This window comes from Pseudomonas sp. LBUM1679, assembly GCF_059695565.1.
In genome coordinates this window covers 3,097,287-3,114,740 of sequence record NZ_CP166774.1, presented here as the reverse complement: position 1 = coordinate 3,114,740, position 17,454 = coordinate 3,097,287, and the positions used below count along the sequence as shown (strand labels likewise).

The 17,454-nt window shown below is 59.7% G+C and carries 13 protein-coding genes and 1 pseudogene; 8 read left to right on the top strand and 6 right to left on the bottom strand.

The genetic code is table 11. From position 1 onward, the window contains the following. Nucleotides 1-10 precede the first annotated feature (10 nt). On the top strand, nucleotides 11-496 hold the full coding sequence (locus ACA062_RS14290; protein ID WP_497456957.1) for an adenosine-specific kinase: 486 nt from the start codon (nucleotides 11-13) through the stop codon (nucleotides 494-496). Between the two features lie 311 nt (nucleotides 497-807). Beyond that, complete coding sequence (locus ACA062_RS14285; RefSeq protein ID WP_497456956.1) at nucleotides 808-4,929, top strand: bifunctional nitrate reductase/sulfite reductase flavoprotein subunit alpha; 4,122 nt, start codon at nucleotides 808-810, stop codon at nucleotides 4,927-4,929. A 62-nt stretch (nucleotides 4,930-4,991) separates the two neighbouring features. Here ACA062_RS14285 and ACA062_RS14280 read toward each other — a convergent pair. Continuing rightward, nucleotides 4,992-5,168, bottom strand: a pseudogene (locus tag ACA062_RS14280) (TOBE domain-containing protein); the annotation flags it as partial. Between the two features lie 18 nt (nucleotides 5,169-5,186). Continuing rightward, nucleotides 5,187-5,807 (bottom strand): cell wall hydrolase, encoded by a 621-nt coding sequence (locus tag ACA062_RS14275; RefSeq protein WP_497456955.1) that lies wholly within the window; start codon nucleotides 5,805-5,807, stop codon nucleotides 5,187-5,189. Nucleotides 5,808-5,949: 142 nt separating this feature from the next. Here ACA062_RS14275 and ACA062_RS14270 point away from each other — a divergent pair, with 142 nt between their 5' ends. The 6 genes from ACA062_RS14270 (at nucleotide 5,950) to ACA062_RS14245 (ending at nucleotide 13,408) form a co-directional block, all read left to right on the top strand. Next, a complete protein-coding gene (locus tag ACA062_RS14270; RefSeq protein ID WP_497456954.1) occupies nucleotides 5,950-6,801 on the top strand; it encodes a CAP domain-containing protein in 852 nt (283 codons plus the stop codon). Between the two features lie 421 nt (nucleotides 6,802-7,222). Next, a complete protein-coding gene (locus ACA062_RS14265) occupies nucleotides 7,223-8,122 on the top strand; it encodes a bestrophin family protein (protein WP_497456953.1) in 900 nt (299 codons plus the stop codon). Next, the gene (locus ACA062_RS14260) at nucleotides 8,109-8,309 is read left to right on the top strand and encodes a hypothetical protein (RefSeq protein ID WP_497456952.1); all 201 of its coding nucleotides are present in this window, start codon (nucleotides 8,109-8,111) and stop codon (nucleotides 8,307-8,309) included. The genes ACA062_RS14265 and ACA062_RS14260 overlap by 14 nt, the downstream gene beginning before the upstream one ends. Before the next feature lie 292 nt (nucleotides 8,310-8,601). Further along, on the top strand, nucleotides 8,602-11,049 hold the full coding sequence (locus ACA062_RS14255; RefSeq protein WP_497456951.1) for a hypothetical protein: 2,448 nt from the start codon (nucleotides 8,602-8,604) through the stop codon (nucleotides 11,047-11,049). Nucleotides 11,050-11,157: 108 nt separating this feature from the next. Beyond that, the gene (locus ACA062_RS14250; protein ID WP_497456950.1) at nucleotides 11,158-12,051 is read left to right on the top strand and encodes a serine hydrolase domain-containing protein; all 894 of its coding nucleotides are present in this window, start codon (nucleotides 11,158-11,160) and stop codon (nucleotides 12,049-12,051) included. Between the two features lie 268 nt (nucleotides 12,052-12,319). After that, on the top strand, nucleotides 12,320-13,408 hold the full coding sequence (locus ACA062_RS14245; protein ID WP_497456949.1) for a hypothetical protein: 1,089 nt from the start codon (nucleotides 12,320-12,322) through the stop codon (nucleotides 13,406-13,408). Between the two features lie 19 nt (nucleotides 13,409-13,427). Here ACA062_RS14245 and ACA062_RS14240 read toward each other — a convergent pair whose 3' ends face one another. From ACA062_RS14240 to ACA062_RS14225, 4 genes are read right to left on the bottom strand one after another with little or no spacing between them, the layout of a single operon-like run. Next, entirely contained in the window at nucleotides 13,428-14,516 is a 1,089-nt protein-coding gene (locus tag ACA062_RS14240) for an ABC transporter ATP-binding protein (protein ID WP_497456948.1), read from the bottom strand. A 36-nt stretch (nucleotides 14,517-14,552) separates the two neighbouring features. Next, nucleotides 14,553-15,350 carry an ABC transporter permease gene (locus tag ACA062_RS14235; protein WP_497456947.1) on the bottom strand — a complete coding sequence of 266 codons (798 nt, stop codon included), beginning with the start codon at nucleotides 15,348-15,350 and terminating at the stop codon, nucleotides 14,553-14,555. Continuing rightward, nucleotides 15,347-16,264 (bottom strand): ABC transporter permease, encoded by a 918-nt coding sequence (locus tag ACA062_RS14230; protein WP_497456946.1) that lies wholly within the window; start codon nucleotides 16,262-16,264, stop codon nucleotides 15,347-15,349. The genes ACA062_RS14235 and ACA062_RS14230 overlap by 4 nt, the downstream gene beginning before the upstream one ends. 23 nt (nucleotides 16,265-16,287) lie before the next feature. Beyond that, nucleotides 16,288-17,415 carry an extracellular solute-binding protein gene (locus ACA062_RS14225; protein WP_497456945.1) on the bottom strand — a complete coding sequence of 376 codons (1,128 nt, stop codon included), beginning with the start codon at nucleotides 17,413-17,415 and terminating at the stop codon, nucleotides 16,288-16,290. Nucleotides 17,416-17,454 lie beyond the last annotated feature (39 nt).

Genomic DNA, 17,454 nt, shown 5'->3' with positions numbered 1-17,454 from the left:
GGCGCTTGAGATGCAACTCATCACCGTGAACATCGACAAACCCGAAGCGACCAATTTCATCTTTGGGCAGACGCACTTCATAAAGTCCGTCGAAGACATCCACGAAGCGCTGGTCAACGCCGTGCCCGGCATCCAGTTTGGCGTGGCCTTCTGCGAAGCCTCCGGCAAATGCCTGGTGCGCTGGTCCGGTACCGATCCCGCCATGATCGAACTGGCCCAGCGCAATGCACAAGCCATCGCCGCCGGCCACAGCTTCATCATTTTCCTCGGCGACGGTTTCTATCCGCTGAACGTATTGAACACGCTCAAGATGGTGCCAGAGGTGTGCCGGATTTTTTGTGCAACGGCCAACCCGACCGAAGTGATTCTCGCCGAGACGGATCAGGGACGAGCCATTCTCGGCGTCGTCGATGGCTTCTGTGCCAAGGGCATTGAAGGCGAGGAAGACATCCTGTGGCGCAAGAACCTGTTGCGGCAGATTGGCTACAAACTTTGACCGGCTGGAACAGCGCCGCCCACGAAATCCATCAGTCTGGCGGCGCTCGCCTCGAGCTGGTGCACATGGACTGAAAGTCGCTATATAAAAGTGCAAATAGCACTTGCCTCCTGACCTTCTATTGCCTGGAAAGCCGCTAAAGCCGAGCCCTGCACTTTCTGGCCCGCTGCTTGCAATCACCTGACACGCAGTCAACGAAGATTGCACAGATACGACAAAGGCGCCGTGTAGCCCCCGTTCTCAACGGAGGGTCACATGGCGCCTTTTTGTTTCCGGACCGGTCAGGTGCGGCAGAGAATCGAGGGGCGAAGATGGCAAACAAGACCGTACGCAGTGTATGTCCCTATTGTGGTGTGGGCTGCGGCATCGTCATGCAGGTCGAAGACAACCAGGTCGTCAAGGTCGCTGGGGACAAGACCCATCCAACCAACTTCGGTCGCCTGTGCACCAAAGGCAATACCTGCGGCCAGGCCATTGCCAAGTCGGGCCGGATGGAAAACGCCTACCTGCGCCAGGAGCGCCATCGCGACCCGGTGCGGATCGACATGGACAAGGCCATCAGCGAGACGGCCAGAAGATTGCGCGAGATCCTTGATACCCACGGCCCTGACGCCCTGGCGTTTTATGTGTCCGGACAGATGTCCCTGGAAGCCCAGTACCTGGTCAACAAGCTGGCCAAGGGCTTTGTCCGCACCAACAACATCGAATCCAACTCGCGCCTGTGCATGGCCAGTGCGGGCAGTGGCTACAAGCTTTCGCTCGGATCGGACGGGCCACCGGGTTCTTATCAAGACTTCGATCGCTCGGACCTGTTCTTCGTCATCGGCGCCAACATGGCCGACTGTCATCCGATTCTGTTCCTGCGCATGATGGATCGGGTCAAGGCCGGGGCGAAACTGATCGTGGTCGATCCGCGGCGCAGCGCCACGGCGGACAAGGCCAGTCTGTTCATGCAGATCAAGCCCGGTACCGACCTGGCCCTGCTCAATGGCCTGCTGCACCTGCTGGTGAAAAACGGTCACACCGACCCGGACTTCATCGCCGCGTTCACCGAAGGCTGGGACGCCATGCCCGAGTTCCTCGAAGATTATCCACCGGATACAGTTGCGCAGCTCACCGGCATCCCCGAGGCTGACATCCGTCAGGCCGCCGAATGGATCGGCCAGGCCGCCGAGTGGATGAGTTGCTGGACCATGGGCCTCAATCAAAGCACCCACGGCACCTGGAACACCAATGCCCTGTGCAACCTGCACCTGGCCACCGGTGCGATCTGCCGGCCGGGCAGCGGGCCGTTTTCCCTGACCGGGCAACCGAATGCCATGGGCGGTCGCGAAATGGGGTACATGGGCCCCGGTTTGCCGGGGCAGCGTTCGGTGCTGGTCGAGGTCGATCGGGTATTCATCGAAGACCTGTGGAACATCCCGCGCGATAGCCTGCCCCGTGAGGTCGGCGGTGGCACCGTGGCGATGTTCGAGCAGATGGCCGCCGGCCAGATAAAAGCCTGCTGGATCATCTGCACCAACCCGGTCGCCAGCGTCCCCAACCGCCAGAAAGTGATTGAAGGCTTGCAGGCCACCGAGCTGGTGATCACCCAGGATGCGTTCCTCGACACCGAGACCAACCGCTACGCCGACATCCTTCTCCCTGGGGCGCTCTGGGCCGAGGCCGAAGGGGTGATGATCAACTCCGAGCGCAACCTGACGCTGATGCAAAAAGCTGTCGAGCCGCCCGGCGAGACGCTGCCCGACTGGCAGATCATCGCCCGGGTGGCGTGCGAAATGGGTTTTGCGCAGGCCTTCACCTACGCCTCCTCCTGTGAGGTGTTTGAAGAGATCAAGCGTGCCTGGAATCCCAAGACCGGTTATGACATTCGCGGTGCAAGTTATGCACGCCTGCGGGAAAAACCGCTGCAGTGGCCCTGCGCTTCGGGCGATGGCGCGGACCGCAATCCGATTCGCTACCTGAACAACGGCGTGAGCCAGAAGCTCAAGATCGAGGCCGATGGCAGCCAACCCGCCATCGTATTCGCCACTGAACGCGGCAAGGGCATATTCCTCGCCCGGCCGCACATGCCACCGGCGGAAATGCCGGACAAGGAATTCCCCTTCGTCCTCAACACCGGTCGCTTGCAACACCAGTGGCACACCATGACCAAGACCGGCAAGGTGGCGACGCTGAACAAGCTCAATCCCGGGCCATTCGTTGAAATCCATCCGGAAGATGCCGCCAGCTTTGGCATCAAAGACAAGGATCATGTCGAGGTGCGTTCACTGCGTGGCCGCGCCGTGTTGCCGGCGGTGGTGACCGACCGGGTTCGCCAGGGCAATTGTTTTGCGCCCTTCCACTGGAACGATGTGTTTGGCGAAAACCTGGCGATCAATGCCGTGACCAACGATGCCGTCGACCCGATTTCCCTGCAGCCTGAATTCAAGTTCTGCGCGGTCGCCCTGCAACGGGTCGAACTGATCGAGCACGCGTTTCTCGACGTGCCAGCGCCCACCGCCGTCGACCTCCCCCCTGCTTCGTCTTTGAAAGAGGAACTTCCCATGTCGTGCATCGAGGCCTTCGCCGATCTCGCCGGCATCAGCAGCCTGCCGCCCCCGCAACTGAGCGAGAACGAGCGCACCTACCTCGCCGGTTTTCTCAGTGGCTTGCAATCCCCTGCGGGTCGGCAGGCCGGCGGGATCCCTACCCTACCGCCAAACGCGCCCCTGGCCACTGGCACTCGACTATGGCTTGACGGTGTTTTGGGCGGGCTGTTCAGCCGGGTCGAGCCAGGCATTCCACGCTTGAGCAGTAGTACTGAACCAGCAGTACCCTCAACGGCGGCCATCAAACCCGCAGTGACGCTGTTGTGGGCCTCGCAAACCGGCAACGCCGAAGCCCTCGCCGAGCGTTTTGCCACGCGTTTACGCGACGGCGGTGTAGCCGTGGAGCTGAGCGCGATGGCGGACTTTCCGGCGAGCAGACTGGCAGGCACCGACAATCTGGCCCTGATCAGCAGCACCTTTGGTGACGGCGATCCGCCGGACAATGGCGAAGGCTTCTGGAACACCCTGAGTACCGCCGAGACGCGTCTGGAGTCGCTACGCTTTGCGGTTCTGGCGCTGGGTGACCCCAATTACGACCAGTTCTGCCAGCACGGCAAGAAACTCGATCAGCGTCTGCAGGAGCTGGGTGCGACACGGCTACTGGAGCGCGTCGACTGCGATACGGAGTTCGAGGAGCGTGCGGATGCCTGGCTGGCCGAATTCCAGCAATCATTGATACCCGCGCAGTCGGTGACAGTCGGGCCGACACCGAATGCTGTCGTTAATCCAATCCAGGCACCCGGCAAGGCCAATCCTTATGCTTCGCGGTTGCTGGTCAACATTCGGCTGAACAACCAGAGCGCAAACAAGGAAACCCGGATGTTTTCCCTGGCTCTGGCTGATTCCGGATTGAACTACGAGGCTGGGGATGCCTTGGGTGTCTGGCCCCGCAACTGCCCGGAACTGGTGGGTGAGTTGCTCGATCTGACCCGCCTGGGTGCCGACACCACGGTGAATGTCGACAAGCTCGGTGAAGTCCCGTTACATCAAGCGCTGACCGAACACTTTGAGATCGCCCGTCCCCACAGCGAAACCCTGGCGTTCATCGCCGAACGCAGCACTAACCCGGCTCTGAAACAACTGCTGGGCAGTGAACGCAAGGCTGAGTTGAAAGACTGGCTCTGGGGCCGGCAACTGGCAGACGTATTACAGGAGTTTCCGCTCGATTGTTCGGCGAGCGAACTGTTGGCCACGCTCAAGCGCCTGCAACCACGACTGTATTCAATCTCCTCCAGCCCCAAGGCGCACCCGCAGGAAGTCCATCTGACCGTGGCTGCCGTCCGTTATGGCAAGCGCAAAGGCGTGTCGTCGACCTTCCTCGCCGATCGCGCAGAGAATGGGGAGGTCCCGGTCTTCGTCCAGCCATCGAAACACTTCCGCGCGCCGGCCGATGGCAACCTGCCGATGATCATGATCGGCCCCGGTACGGGGGTGGCGCCGTTTCGGGCGTTCCTGCAGGAACGCCGTGTGCGGGGCGATCAGGGTCGCAACTGGCTGTTCTTCGGCGAGCAGCACGCCGCCACCGATTTCTACTATCGCGAAGAATTGGAGGGTATGCAGCGCGATGGCCTGCTCAGCCAACTCAGCCTGGCTTTTTCCCGCGATCAGCCGGAAAAAATCTACGTGCAGGATCGGATCCGCGAACAAGGTGCCGACCTGTGGCGCTGGCTCCAGGAAGGTGCGCAGGTGTACATCTGTGGCGATGCCAGTCGCATGGCCAAGGATGTCGACCAGGCCTTGCGCCAGGTAGCACAAAGCCATGGTGGACTGAGCCCGGAAAGCGCAGCTGACTACTGGCGCCAGTTGAGCGAACAGAAACGCTACCTGCGGGATGTTTATTGACTATCGACTGGTCCAGTCTGGCTGCTCGACTCTGCAGCCAGACTTCAATCGGCCTGAAGGATTCAGGCCGGGACACCCAGAATGATGTGGGAAGTCTTGATCACCGCAGCGGCGCTGACACCCTGCACCAGGCCCAGCTCCGCAACGGCTTCACGGGCCACGATCGAATACACCTTGGAGCCGCCAGTCAATTCGATCACCACTTCAGCGTTGACGGCGCCATCGGTAACGCTCAGCACTATAGCGCCCGACAACCCCTACTTCGCGTCCCCATCATGCGGCTTGTAAAACCGAAACAAGCCGATATCCGCCGTCTTGATGTACTCCCTGGCCCAATCCGGCTTCACCGTGCGGTCATGGAAATACAGTGCGCCGTGGGTGCGATCCGGCAGTTGCTTGTTTAACGCTTTGCGCGCGATTTCCTTGGCGAGTGCGTAAGGCACCTCTTCCTGGACCGTATCGGGGCGCCCGTCACACCACCATGAGAACTGGCAGCTCTTGGTTTCGGAGCCTTGCTTGACCACACCGCACACCGTATCCGGAAAGCCCCCGTGGCCCAGTCGATTCATGACAACATTGGCCACCGCTTCCATGTCGGCGGAATCCTTGCCTTTGGCTTCCCAATAAATCGAACGGGCCAGGCAAGTGATTGCATCGTCCAGCGGCCCGGAACCGGCAGGGTCAACGGCCTGGACTTCTGACTGGGTAATGGCTTCGGACTTGGGCGCGGGCGCGGGACTGTTGTTCTCTGCGGCTTTTTGCTCGAGCACCTCGGCCTTGTTCTCGGCCGCTTGTTGTTTTTGCTGTTGATCCGCGGCGATGGCGGGACCGGCAAGCAGCATCATGGCAATGCAGGTGGCTATCCAGTGAAGGCGCATGATCGAAATGACTCGGTGGGCAGTATCGTTTCAGTGTAGTAGTGAAATGATAGCAATTACACCACGGCAATCTGAAAAATCCGTTGCCTTCGAGGGGGCAATTTCGCGCATTATGGCCGCAGTCCGTTCAAGGAGGATTGCCATGCGCTTCATTTCATCCGTCAGCTGTCTCGCCACGTTAACACTGGGTCTGTTGTGCGCCATGAATGCGCTGGCGGCCGACGAGAAACAGCTGATCGACTCGATCAATACCTACCGCAGCCAATCGCAGCCGTGCGCGGGTCAGGCCTCACCGGAGTTGCCACCGCTGGCGGGCGATCCGCGGCTGGCGCTGTCCGCCACCAGCATCGGCAACCTGCAGCAGGCATTGGCCACGGCGGGGTATCCGATGGTCAATGTGCAGGCGATCAGCTTGTCCGGTCCCCGTGATGCGCAGTCAGCCATGACGGCGATTCGCGAGAGTTTCTGCCAGGTGGTGCTGGACCCGCAATTCGTCGACATCGGCGTCAGCCGCCAGGACCGTGAATGGCGCATCGTGCTCGCCCGTCCGCTGTTGAGCGGGCGCCTCGGCGATTGGCAGGCGGAAGGTCAGAAGTTGCTGGCCGAACTCAATGTCGCCCGCAGCCGGGCACGCCAGTGCGGTACGCAATCCTTTGCCGCCACCACGCCACTGGCCTGGAACGCCACGCTGGCCACAGCGGCCGAGACTCACTCGCGCTCGATGGCCAACAACAACTACTTCGATCACAAGGACCGCGATGGTCGCACGCCGGGTGACCGGGCCGAGCTGGCCGGCTACAGCGGTCAACAGATCGGCGAGAACATCGCGGCCGGGCAAGACACCGTGCGCAAGGTGGTCGATGGCTGGGTGTCCAGCCCCGGTCACTGTGCAAACCTGATGAATCCCGGTTTCCAGGAATTGGGCGCGGCCTATGCGGTGGATCCGAAAAGTGATTCGGGAATCTACTGGACGGCGATGTTCGGTACGCCATAAACACCCCCGGATATCCATAAACCCGTCCATGTGGCAGATTCCATGCTGCCGGGGTTTGTGTTGGGCACACTATCTGAGCACGACCGCAATTTCCTGTGGGAGCGGGCTTGCCCGCGATGAGGGCAGCACAGTCAACATTAATGGCGCCTGATCCACCGCTATCGCGGGCAAGCCCGCTCCCACAGGTTATTGCGCTCGTACACCCATCCCGCATCCGGCAAAAATCCAATGTGGGAGCGACCTGCTCGCTCCCACCAGGGGTTCGGGTCAGTCACAGAACCGAGGCCCATCATAGATCCCGTCGATCACCTGGTCATAACCAGTGATTTGACGCCCTGCCACGCTGCAATTAGCCTGCGCCCAACACATCCGTGAACAGCGCAGTCCCCATCAAGGTGGACGCCTGCGCAGGTAGACCGCCATGATCGTCAGACCCAAACCCAACCTGATCCACATCCTGAGTGCGCTCAAGGGCTCGATCGCCAAGCGGATTGCCTTGCGCAGCCTGATGGTGACGTTGCTGGCCTGCGTCATCGTGCTCGTCGAAACCCTGCACCCCAGCTACTTTGCCAAGGTCAACGCCACGCCTTTCACCTTGCTGGGCTTGTCCCTGTCGATTTTCATGAGCTTTCGCAACAACGCCTGCTATGACCGCTGGTATGAAGCGCGAAAAGCCTGGGGCGAAATGATCGTCGGGATCCGCTCGATGATTCGTGAAACCCAGGCCATCAAGAATGCGAACGAGCGGCAGATTATCCTGCGTAACCTGTGCGGTTTCGCCAATGCGCTCAACGCCAAATTGCGTTCGGAAAAGGAACTGGATGCCGCGTGTGACTGGCTTGAACCCATGCCCACGGGCAACGTGCCCGATATCAGCGGGCGCATCCTGATCGAGGTCGGCCAGCAGTGTTCGGCACTCGGCGAGTCGGGGGCGATCAGTGAGTGGCGCTATACGTTGATGGCTAACCACCTGACTGACCTGACCCGGTCCCAGGCAGTCTGCGAACGGATCAAACACACGCCCCTGCCCTTTGCCTACACCCTGTTGCTGCACCGAACCACCTACCTCTTCTGCATTTTGCTGCCCTTCGCCATGGCCGAACCGCTGGGCTGGCTGGCGCCGGTGTTCACCGCGATCGTCAGCTACACCTTCTTCGGCCTGGATGCGATCGGCGATGAGTTGGAGGACCCGTTCGGCCGTGACGAAAACGACCTGCCCACCGATGCCATGGTGCGCACCATCGAACGGGACGTGCTGGCAGCGCTGGGGGCGACGCATCTTCCCCCGGCCCTGGAGCCGGTGGATTATGTGTTGCGCTGATGTCGATCACCCCCCATTCATCAATTCTGTCGATCATTCAAATCATGAAGGCGAATTTTTTATTCTTCCCCGCATCGGGCAAGATGTTGCCGATTCGACTATCGCGGAAGAACGCTTCATGAATCTCAATTTTGCCTTTGCCTGCATGATCGTGGTCTCGTTTGCCATTGCACTGGGTCACAGCTGATGGACGCCAGCTGAACAGGCTGCGTTAAAACGCTTGCACAATGCTGTGACCGGGCAAACCGGGCAGCGATGCGCCGAGCGGGCCGTTCGTCTCATCGGGTTTGCGCTGTCTTTATTTCGCAACCTTACTGCTAGGGTGGCACGGCGGCATCAGGATTTCGGCGCCCCTGTACAGGCGGCCGTGCACAGAAACGTGGGGGTTCGATTTTCTGTGCATCGAGGAAGATCGGCACGGCAGTCGCGTTCTGCGGTCAAGGCTGTGAAAGCGAGCGCCGTGTCTGCCGGAGAACGCCATGCGCCCGTACGCCATCCTGACACTGCTTGTTGCACTGTGGGCCTTGTGTCAGATCTGGCTTATGGTTCTTGGCAAAATTCGACGCAAGGCGGCCGATCGTCGAGAAACAAAGACGCGTACCGGCAGCCTTACAGTGCTCAAGCGCGTGCGACATCTATCGTGGATAGGGGCCATCTTCATTGGCACCGTGATCCTGCTCATTCGGGCATGCCGTTTTCTCGCCTCAAGCACCCACGTCGTCCCCCAAGCGGTCATCGATTCAGCACAGTCAATCCATGGGGTGGCCAGGGTAATCGGCAGCCAATTCGGCACCATGTTGGGCATCCTCGGTTTAGTCGGCGTCGGCCTTTCGTTGTATTTTGCGGCGCGCCAGGCACCCCTGCTGTCCAGCGAACAATCGGGCAAAGACCAAGGCGGGGTGAGAAAGCCTCTGCCTTATGTCACCACCGCTCTGCTCATTCTTTCCCTGATCGGCTGGTGTGCCAAACCACTGGCCGACACCATGCAGCTGATGGTCAACAACCTTCGGATGAATGCGGCCGATCAACAAGCGCAACGGAACATGGAAGCAGCACTGTCTGCCATTCCCCCGCTAAAGAATCCCAACGCCGACCCCGTCGATCCAGATCCTGCTGCCCCCGCCGTCCAGGCCGCCAGCCGGCTTTTCGTACGGGCAGCCCTCAGTGATATGACCCGCAGCACGGCCTTTGAGCAATGGGTGCAAGTCACAGGTTCAAACCACAACGAGTCCGAATTTGTCCGCGCCGCCTTGACCGGTCAGCGCATCGAAGTGTCCGCCTCTGCCGACAGCGCGACGAAAATCCGGCGAGAGGTCGTAGCGACGCTCGGCGATGCCATCGAAGACCAGGCAGGCATTGTCAAGGCACAACAACAGCTCGAGCAGGCAGTAGCCCCCTCAGTCGCGCGCCTTGAACAGCAAAACCCGAAGCTCTTCGCAAGATTGACCGCAGTGCTCGAACAGCGCTATGGCACCCCGCTCGCCCCCTTGGATGCCCAGGGAAAACTTATTGCACACGTGCTGGACCAGGCCTTTGGGGCAGTCGACGCCAGACCCACGACAGAATTGGGCAGACAAGCTCAAACACTGGTTAAACACCTGGGCAGGGATGCCGTCAGAACCTGGACGCACACCTGGGCAAAGAACTGGGTGACCGAAGCACTCATGAGTGCTGCCCGGCCCGGTGTGCTTGCCGTGGCGGCACGTCAGGCCTCCTTTGCAGCCACAAACGACGATCGCAACCTGGTCAGGTCGCTGATGGCGGCCGAAGGCCAGGGCTGGACGTCAAGCCCCGAAGCCCTGCGTGAAGCGAAAATCGCCGAGGCGGTCAGCACCAAGGTCGCCGAGTTTCACCCGCCCCCGGTGAAAGCAGCGTTGCAAGAACGTCTGGGTGGCTATGATCGACTGTTCCCTGGGGCCACTGACTTCGAAGTGGCTCCCAGTGGCTTGCGCGTCCGGGAAGTATTGATCGGCCAGGACACTTATCCTGAAGGGATTGATGCCAGCCAGATTCGCTGGACCCTGCAACCGGCAACAGCCGCCACATCCACCAAAGTCACCCTGGAGATCATGGCGAATGATCAATGGCTCAATCTTGGCGTCTACGATGCAGCCATCGTCAACCAGGCACTGCGCTACGCAGCGGAGGGTCGAGTAGTGGCCGTGACGAGTGCGCCCGGTGACGGGACGTTGATCAGCCGTGTGACTTACACCCATCCGGTGCTGACCGATACGCCGCTGGGCTGCCGGGTGGCAGAGGCGGATCGGCTGCTCGACACGTTCACTGCCGCCTATGCTTCCCCCGGCAAGGTGCCCGATGTAGCGGGTCCAGCCCTCCCGGATCAGTACCGGCTAGCTGAAGATCACACACCGCAATTTCGGGAGCGTCGAGTCTCGGCAAGACCAGACTTGGCATGGATGAAACGCTCCCCCGACCATCTTGGCAATATCGACATTTGGGTCCACACCACCTTTTCCCTTGGGCGCGGGCAGGCTCCCGATAAGGTGACCGGCGAAGCGAGCACCCTCGCGATGGATTTCCCTGCGCGGGGGCTCCAGCAATTGCGCCAGCGAGTAACGAGCCGTCTGCCAGGTTACTTGAAAGCCCAATTGAACAGCCCTTCGTACGACGACTTCATGGCGCCACTGGAAGACTTCGTGCTACTGCAGCGCTTCTTTCGTACCGCGTTGGCAGGGGGCCTTGGGCAAGACTTTCCGATGATTCAGCTGATAACTCTGGAACGCGCCACCCGCAACTACGTCCCCTACCAGCCAACAATCCGCTGGGAAGAAGTCCCTGAGGCCAGGCTGATGGAAGTCCTTCAACAGGCCGATCCCGACGCGCAGGAAAGTTACAAGCGTTGGTATCAGGATTATTTTTTTCGTTTGGCGACCAGGCAGGCCGTGTGTGATCGCGTGTCGAGATGACAGCGGTCACAGTCGTAACCCAACACTGAGCGACGGGTTCAGGCGCCCGCCTGAACCACCTCGGTTTCTGGCAAACTCCCCCGGTGCCTTTTTCCAGAGCCGCCGCCCATGCTTGTTTCCCTGGTATCAAACCGTTCATTCCACCCCACTGAGCAGCCTGAGGCCAGGGTCCCCTGGTGGAGTTTCACCAAGACGGTGCTGGCCGCTGCCGCCCTGTCGCTGGTGCGTGACGGGCTGATCAACCTGGATGACGTACTGCCTGAAGGCCCGTTCACCCTGCGCCAATTGCTGCGGCATGAGGCCGGGCTGGCGGATTACAGTGAACTCGCTGATTATCACGCCGCTGTCGCGTGCCATGGGACGCCCTGGTCGGCCGATGAAATGCTGCAACGCCTGGATGCCGGCAGGTTGCGCTACACCCCGGGAGAGGGCTGGCGATATTCGAATGTCGGTTATCTGTTCGTGGCGAGGCTGATTGAACGTGTGAGCGGACTCAGGCTGGAGCAAGCACTGACACAACGGGTCTTTTTGCCCCTCGGGTTATCGAGTGTGCGTCTGGCCATGACGCGAGCCGATCTGCAGGACGTGAACATGGGCGCCTCGCCATCCTACGACCCCGGTTGGGTCTATCACGGATTGCTCGTCGGCTCGCTTGAAGACGCGGCGCGTTGCCTGGACCGTCTGCTTGCCGGACACCTCCTTCCGGCCTCGCTGCTACGGGACATGCACACGGCACGCACACTCGGCGGACCGATCCCCGGCCGTCCCTGGGTTGCGCCAGGTTACGGCCTCGGCCTGATGCAAGGCGCGGCGGAAGGTGGCTTGATCCTCAGCGGACACACCGGCGGTGGACCGGGCAGCGTGGTGGCGGTCTATCGCTGCGTTTCGGGCGACGCCACCGCGAGCTGTGCGGTGTTTTGCGCGGGCAACGACGAAGGCGCTGTTGAAGCACAGGCCTTGTCCCATTTGTCGGCAATCCTGAAGAAGAAAGCTGGCTTGTAGGAGCATGGCTTGCCCGCGCGCTCGAACACCTGTTCCCACTGCCGGGTGCTGGCGGGCGCATTGGTCTTCCCGGTGCAAACGCTATGACTTTTCGTTGATCGCGCAGGCCGGAGCACCCTGACCTCTATAAACATGCACTTTTCATCTTTTGAATCACTTACGCACACCGCTATCGCTTGTTCACATAGTAAAGTAAAAATAAAACAGCCTTAGAACTAATCACAATGACACTCTCACTTGGCCAAGGACTGGAGATACAGGTGCACCTATGAAAAAGAATGGCTATCCAACACTCCTGCTGATTGGTTTACTTTCCGGGGCCGGTATCGACACCGCCGTTTCCAGCCCGGAACAGACGCCTCAAGTACTGATAATAACAAAAGGTCGAGGTGGCGATGCCAACGGTGCCGCCGGCCTAATAGCTGAATGGCCCCAAAAAAAACCGGACCTGGTTAATTTATCCGACACCCCGCCCGACCTTATTGATACAGGAAAATACAGTTGTATCCTTCTCATTGGGCAAGGCGCTGTTGGCGAGATGCTCCTGAGTGAAAACAGGCAAAATTTAATCGCCGTCAAAAAAATCGGCATGTACTCACATTTGATTGACGCGCCCATCATGCAATTTTTAAAAGAGGAGCACACTCAGGCGCCGAACATGTTCTTTCTAAAATCACAGATTTCCCTGTTAAGATTCAAAGACCTGGCGTTATTCAAAAAGCTCAACCAGATGGAAGATCACCATCTCTGGAGTACTTCCCTAGCTATTCGAAGCACTCGCTCAGTTAACCCCCTTTCCGCTCACCCCCTATTTTTAGATATGGACAACGTCATCTGGCTCGGTGGGAACTACACGACGTCCTCGGGCGCTCAGAGAATACTCACCGACCAGGAAATTCTCGACAGCTTGAGCAATCTTCACAGCACTATAAAACCAGGCTCCTCAGTGGCGTTGATGTTAATGCCGAGGCTTTTCAAACCAGAGACGAATCGCGAAGACAAACTCAACCTTCTTGAAAAAATAGCCTCTGTTTATTCCAATACGGCATTTCATTTCTATGCCAATACCTCAATGGCCAACGAGCTTAATACTGTTGAAACACCCATACATGAATCACCCTCCTACGATGAGTTAATGACGCTACCCTGGGGGAAAACGCAGCATTTTGTTTCAGCAGATCAGTACAATCTTTTCGCCGATTTAAACGCTGACGCTAAAAGCGTAGCGCCTTTTTTATTAGACCCTTTTGATGCAGAGCAAACACTCTACGCCATCAATTTCATCAATAAAAATGACAGTAAAAGCATGCATCAGGAAATCCTGTCGCATGGCTGCAAGGGCCTGCTCAAGCAATGACTGGCCGGGTACCTCCTGCTCAGCCGCCGCGCAAAATCAACGCATGAACACCGTCCCACTCGGCGATGATCTCCTGCCCGCAGTTCATCCCAAGCCGGTTGTATTCGGCATGCGGTTTCTGCACCTGCAGCTCAAGCCCATCCTTGGTTTCGAGATAGATGTTAACCATCGAGCCAATGAACTCTTCACCGACCACGGTGCAGTCCAGGCGGTTGTGCCGCACGGGTTGCGCGGTCAGGTCGATATGTTCGGCGCTGACGCAGACCGTGACGTCCTCCCCGGGGACGACCGATTTACCCTGGGGCAGCCGCGCCTGGAATTGACCGTGCGCCGAATCGAGGCGAACCAACCCAGTATCGTCGAAGCCCGCGACCGTGCCGCACAGGATGTTTTTGCCACCGACAAACTCGGCGACGAAACGGTTATGCGGCTCAAGGAACACCTCCTGCGGCGAGCCGATCTGTTCAACCCGGCCGCGACTCATGATCACCACGCGATCCGCCATGGCAAAGGCTTCGGATTGACTGTGGGTGACGTAGACGAAGGTGATCCCCAGGTCCTTCTGCAGCCCGGTCAGCACGCCTTGCATGCGCACGCTCAAATGAGCATCGAGCGCGCTCAGGGGTTCGTCGAGCAGCAGGATTGGCGGTTCGGTCACCAACGAGCGCGCCAGCGCCACGCGTTGGCGCTGGCCGCCGGAAAGCAGGCTGATGTCGCGGGTGGCGAATTCCTCCAGGTCCAGCCGCTCAAGCCAGTGCAGGGCCTTTTTGCGCCGTTCGGCCTTGGCCATGCCTCTCATGCGCAAGCCGAATTCGACATTCTCCACGACGTTGAGAAACGGAAACAGGGCCAGGTTTTGCCAGACCAGCGGCGTCTCCCGCTCCCAGGAGCAGAGGTCATTGATTCGCTCTCCATTGAGACGAATTTCGCCCTCGCTCGGTTTATCGAGCCCCGCGAGCATGCGCAGCGTGGTGGTCTTGCCACATCCGCTGGAGCCCATGATCGCGACGAACTCGCCCTTGTAGATTTCCAGGTTCATGCGTTCGACGGCCATATAGCTGCCGAAATGCTTGACCACGTTGTCGAATACCACCAGCGGTTGAGTCATGGCTGAATCCTTCGGGTTCGGATGAGTGAGGTGATATCAGGCCGTCGCGGGCTTGCGCCGGCGCATCAGCAGCAGCTGCGCGAGGATCACCAGGGTCATGGTCGTGATGAAAACAATGGTACCGATCGCGTTGATGGTCGGGCTCACCTGCCCTTGCAAGGTGTTGAGGATGCGCACGGGGACCGTCTCGTTAAGCCCCGAGACGAACCAGGCGACGGCGAACTCATCGAAGGACACGGCCATGGTCACGAACAGCGCGGCAAAGATGCTCGGCGCGGTGAATGGCAGGATCACATGGCGCATGGCCTTCCACTGATTGGCCCCCAGGTTCCAGGCCGCGGCCTCGATGTTCGGATCCATCTGTGCCAGGCGCATCCTGATCACCGCCATGGCGAACGGCGCACACATCACGATGTGGCTGATCATGACCGCGTAAACCTCGCCGGACAGCCCGACACGCGACAGGAAGGCCAGCATGGCCAGGCCCATGATCACCACCGGAATGGTCGGCGGCAGCAGCGCCAGGGCCATGTAGATCGACTTGCCAAAGAACTGGTAGCGGAAGTCTGTATACGCCGCGGTGAACCCGAGCAGAGTCGATACCAGCGACACCACCACCCCCACTTTCAAGCTGTTGCTGAAAGCCTGCCAGACCGCCGGATCGGCGAAAATCGTCTCGTACCAGTACAGGCTGAAGCCACCCAGGGGCAACGACGGAAAGCGGTCGATGTTGAACGAGAACACGAAGCTGCCGGCAATGGGTGTAAAGATGAAGATGAACACCAGCACGACAAAGCCGCGCAGCAGGAAGTTGATCAGTCGGTGCTCGTTCATGCGCGCCTCCGGTAAGCGAAGCGAACCGCGGCAAAGGCCGTGATCAGCAGCGTCAGGATCATCATCGTGGCGATCACCGCCGCCCGTGGCCATTGCTGGCCCGACTTGGTGGTGTCGGTGATCAGGGTGCTCAGGGTCGGCGGCTGGCCTCCGCCCAGGTACAGCGGGCTGACGAAATCGCCGAAGGTCAGGATGAAGCAAAACAGCGCCGCAACCACGATGCCGATCCGTGCCGACGGCACCACCACCAGCAAGACCGTGCGCAGTCGCCCGCAACCGAGGTTGTGCGCGGCCTCGATCAACGAGCGATCGATGTACATCAGGCTGAACAGCTGCAGCAGCACCACCAGCGGCAGGCACAGCGTGAAGTAGCCGACATAGGTGCCGAACGTTGTGTTCAGCATCGCCAATGGCTCCAGCCCGAGCAGAGCGAGCGCGGCGTTGAAGATGCCGTTATCGCTGAGGAACACCTGCCATGAATAGGTGCGCACCAGGTAGCTGGTGAAGAACGGCGTGATCAGCAGCAACACCAGCAACTGTTTGGTCGACTCGCGAAACTTGAAGGCGATCGTATAGGCGCAGGGAAACGCCACCAGGCTCACCAGCACGGTGGCCCCCGCCGCCATGGCCAGGGTGTGGACGTAGGCATCCCAAAAGAAGCCGCGGCTGAGCATGTAGCTCCAGTTCAGCCACTCGAACGTCGGCACCATGCGGAAGTTGCGCACCAGCCAGAAGCTGATCGCCACCAGGAATGCCAGCGGGAACACAAAGAAGATCAACTGCCAGATCAGGATCGGCAGCGAAAAGCTGAGGCCGTACCAGGGCAGGCGCACTGTGCGTTTGTGGCTCCGCCGGCGGCTCAGCGCGTTGTCGGTCAGCACCGGCGGTGAAGTCTTGAGCTTGTCTGAAATCATTGCGACCACCTCCACGCGCCTCGTCAGGCACCTTTGTATTGCGACCAGAAGTCGTTCCACTCATCCAGGCTCTGCCGGACCGGGAGTTCGCGGTACTTGATGCGGCCGTCGCGGATATCGTCCATGACGTTGCGCTGGCCAAGCAGCATGCCCTGGCGCTTGGCTTCGGCGGGATCGGTCTGGTTCAGTAGTTCCCAGCCTTTCTGGCTCGGGATCAGCGCCGGGTAGGCGGCCATCTTCGCCGACTTGACCTGGCCTTGGGGTGAGGTGATGTACTGGATGAACTTCTTCGCCAGCTCCGGGCTATGGGCCTTCCTGGCGATGCAGTAGGACTCGGTCCATTGCAACCCGCCCTCCTCCGGCAGCACGGTTTTCACCGGTGCGCCGGCGCGCTGCAAGACCCCGGTGATCCAGTCGCCAATGCCGCACATGGCATGGACCTGACCGTTCTTCAGCGAAGAAAAGGTGCCGCCGTAATCGAAGAAACCACCGATCTGCGGGCGCAGGCTCATCATCTTCTGCTGGACGAGTTCCCAGTGCGCGTTATCGATGTCGTAAGGGCGGGCATTGCCATTGAGCAAACTGATCTGTCCCAGGTTCGGCAGGTGCCAGTCGAAGTGCCCGACCTTGCCCTTGAGGCTTTCGTCCCAGAACACATCGTAGGTGCGCACCTTGGCTTCGGGCACCAGCTGGGTGTTGTAGGCGATGCCGAGGAAGCCGAAGCGAATCAGCACCGAATAGAGTTTGTCCCCCTGCCAGTGACCGGGAAAGTGCTGGAACTCCGGATAGAAGTCGTCGAAGGGGTAGTCTGCCGGGTCGAGTTGCTCGATGTAGTCGGCGGCATTGAGTTGCTGTACATATTCGGCGTCGGACAGGATCAGATCGAAGGTGCCGGGGGGCGATTGCGAGATCAGCCCCAACATGTTGTCGCCACCGGTGTAGTACTTGGCCCTGACCTTGACCCCATACTGGCGTTCGAAATCGGCGACGATGTCCGGCTCGGCGTGTCCGGCCCAGGCCAGGATCACCAGTTCTTTCTCCGCTGCGGCAAAGCTTCTCAACGGCAGCAAACCGGACAGCGCCGCGGTGCCTGCCAGGATGCCGGTGGTCTTGAGGAAGGTACGGCGCGAAAGGTCGATGCGATTATTCATTATGGTCTCTCCCGGGTGATGGAAAGTGGCGTCTGTCCT

Excerpts from the sequence above, each read along its gene's own strand:
- ACA062_RS14290 (WP_497456957.1), top strand. The coding sequence starts at position 11 with ATGCAACTCATCACCGTGAACATCGACAAACCCGAAGCGACCAATTTC.
- ACA062_RS14285 (WP_497456956.1), top strand. The coding sequence starts at position 808 with ATGGCAAACAAGACCGTACGCAGTGTATGTCCCTATTGTGGTGTGGGC.
- ACA062_RS14275 (WP_497456955.1), bottom strand. The coding sequence starts at position 5,807 with ATGCGCCTTCACTGGATAGCCACCTGCATTGCCATGATGCTGCTTGCC.
- ACA062_RS14270 (WP_497456954.1), top strand. The coding sequence starts at position 5,950 with ATGCGCTTCATTTCATCCGTCAGCTGTCTCGCCACGTTAACACTGGGT.
- ACA062_RS14265 (WP_497456953.1), top strand. The coding sequence starts at position 7,223 with ATGATCGTCAGACCCAAACCCAACCTGATCCACATCCTGAGTGCGCTC.
- ACA062_RS14260 (WP_497456952.1), top strand. The coding sequence starts at position 8,109 with ATGTGTTGCGCTGATGTCGATCACCCCCCATTCATCAATTCTGTCGAT.
- ACA062_RS14255 (WP_497456951.1), top strand. The coding sequence starts at position 8,602 with ATGCGCCCGTACGCCATCCTGACACTGCTTGTTGCACTGTGGGCCTTG.
- ACA062_RS14250 (WP_497456950.1), top strand. The coding sequence starts at position 11,158 with ATGCTTGTTTCCCTGGTATCAAACCGTTCATTCCACCCCACTGAGCAG.
- ACA062_RS14245 (WP_497456949.1), top strand. The coding sequence starts at position 12,320 with ATGAAAAAGAATGGCTATCCAACACTCCTGCTGATTGGTTTACTTTCC.
- ACA062_RS14240 (WP_497456948.1), bottom strand. The coding sequence starts at position 14,516 with ATGACTCAACCGCTGGTGGTATTCGACAACGTGGTCAAGCATTTCGGC.
- ACA062_RS14235 (WP_497456947.1), bottom strand. The coding sequence starts at position 15,350 with ATGAACGAGCACCGACTGATCAACTTCCTGCTGCGCGGCTTTGTCGTG.
- ACA062_RS14230 (WP_497456946.1), bottom strand. The coding sequence starts at position 16,264 with ATGATTTCAGACAAGCTCAAGACTTCACCGCCGGTGCTGACCGACAAC.
- ACA062_RS14225 (WP_497456945.1), bottom strand. The coding sequence starts at position 17,415 with ATGAATAATCGCATCGACCTTTCGCGCCGTACCTTCCTCAAGACCACC.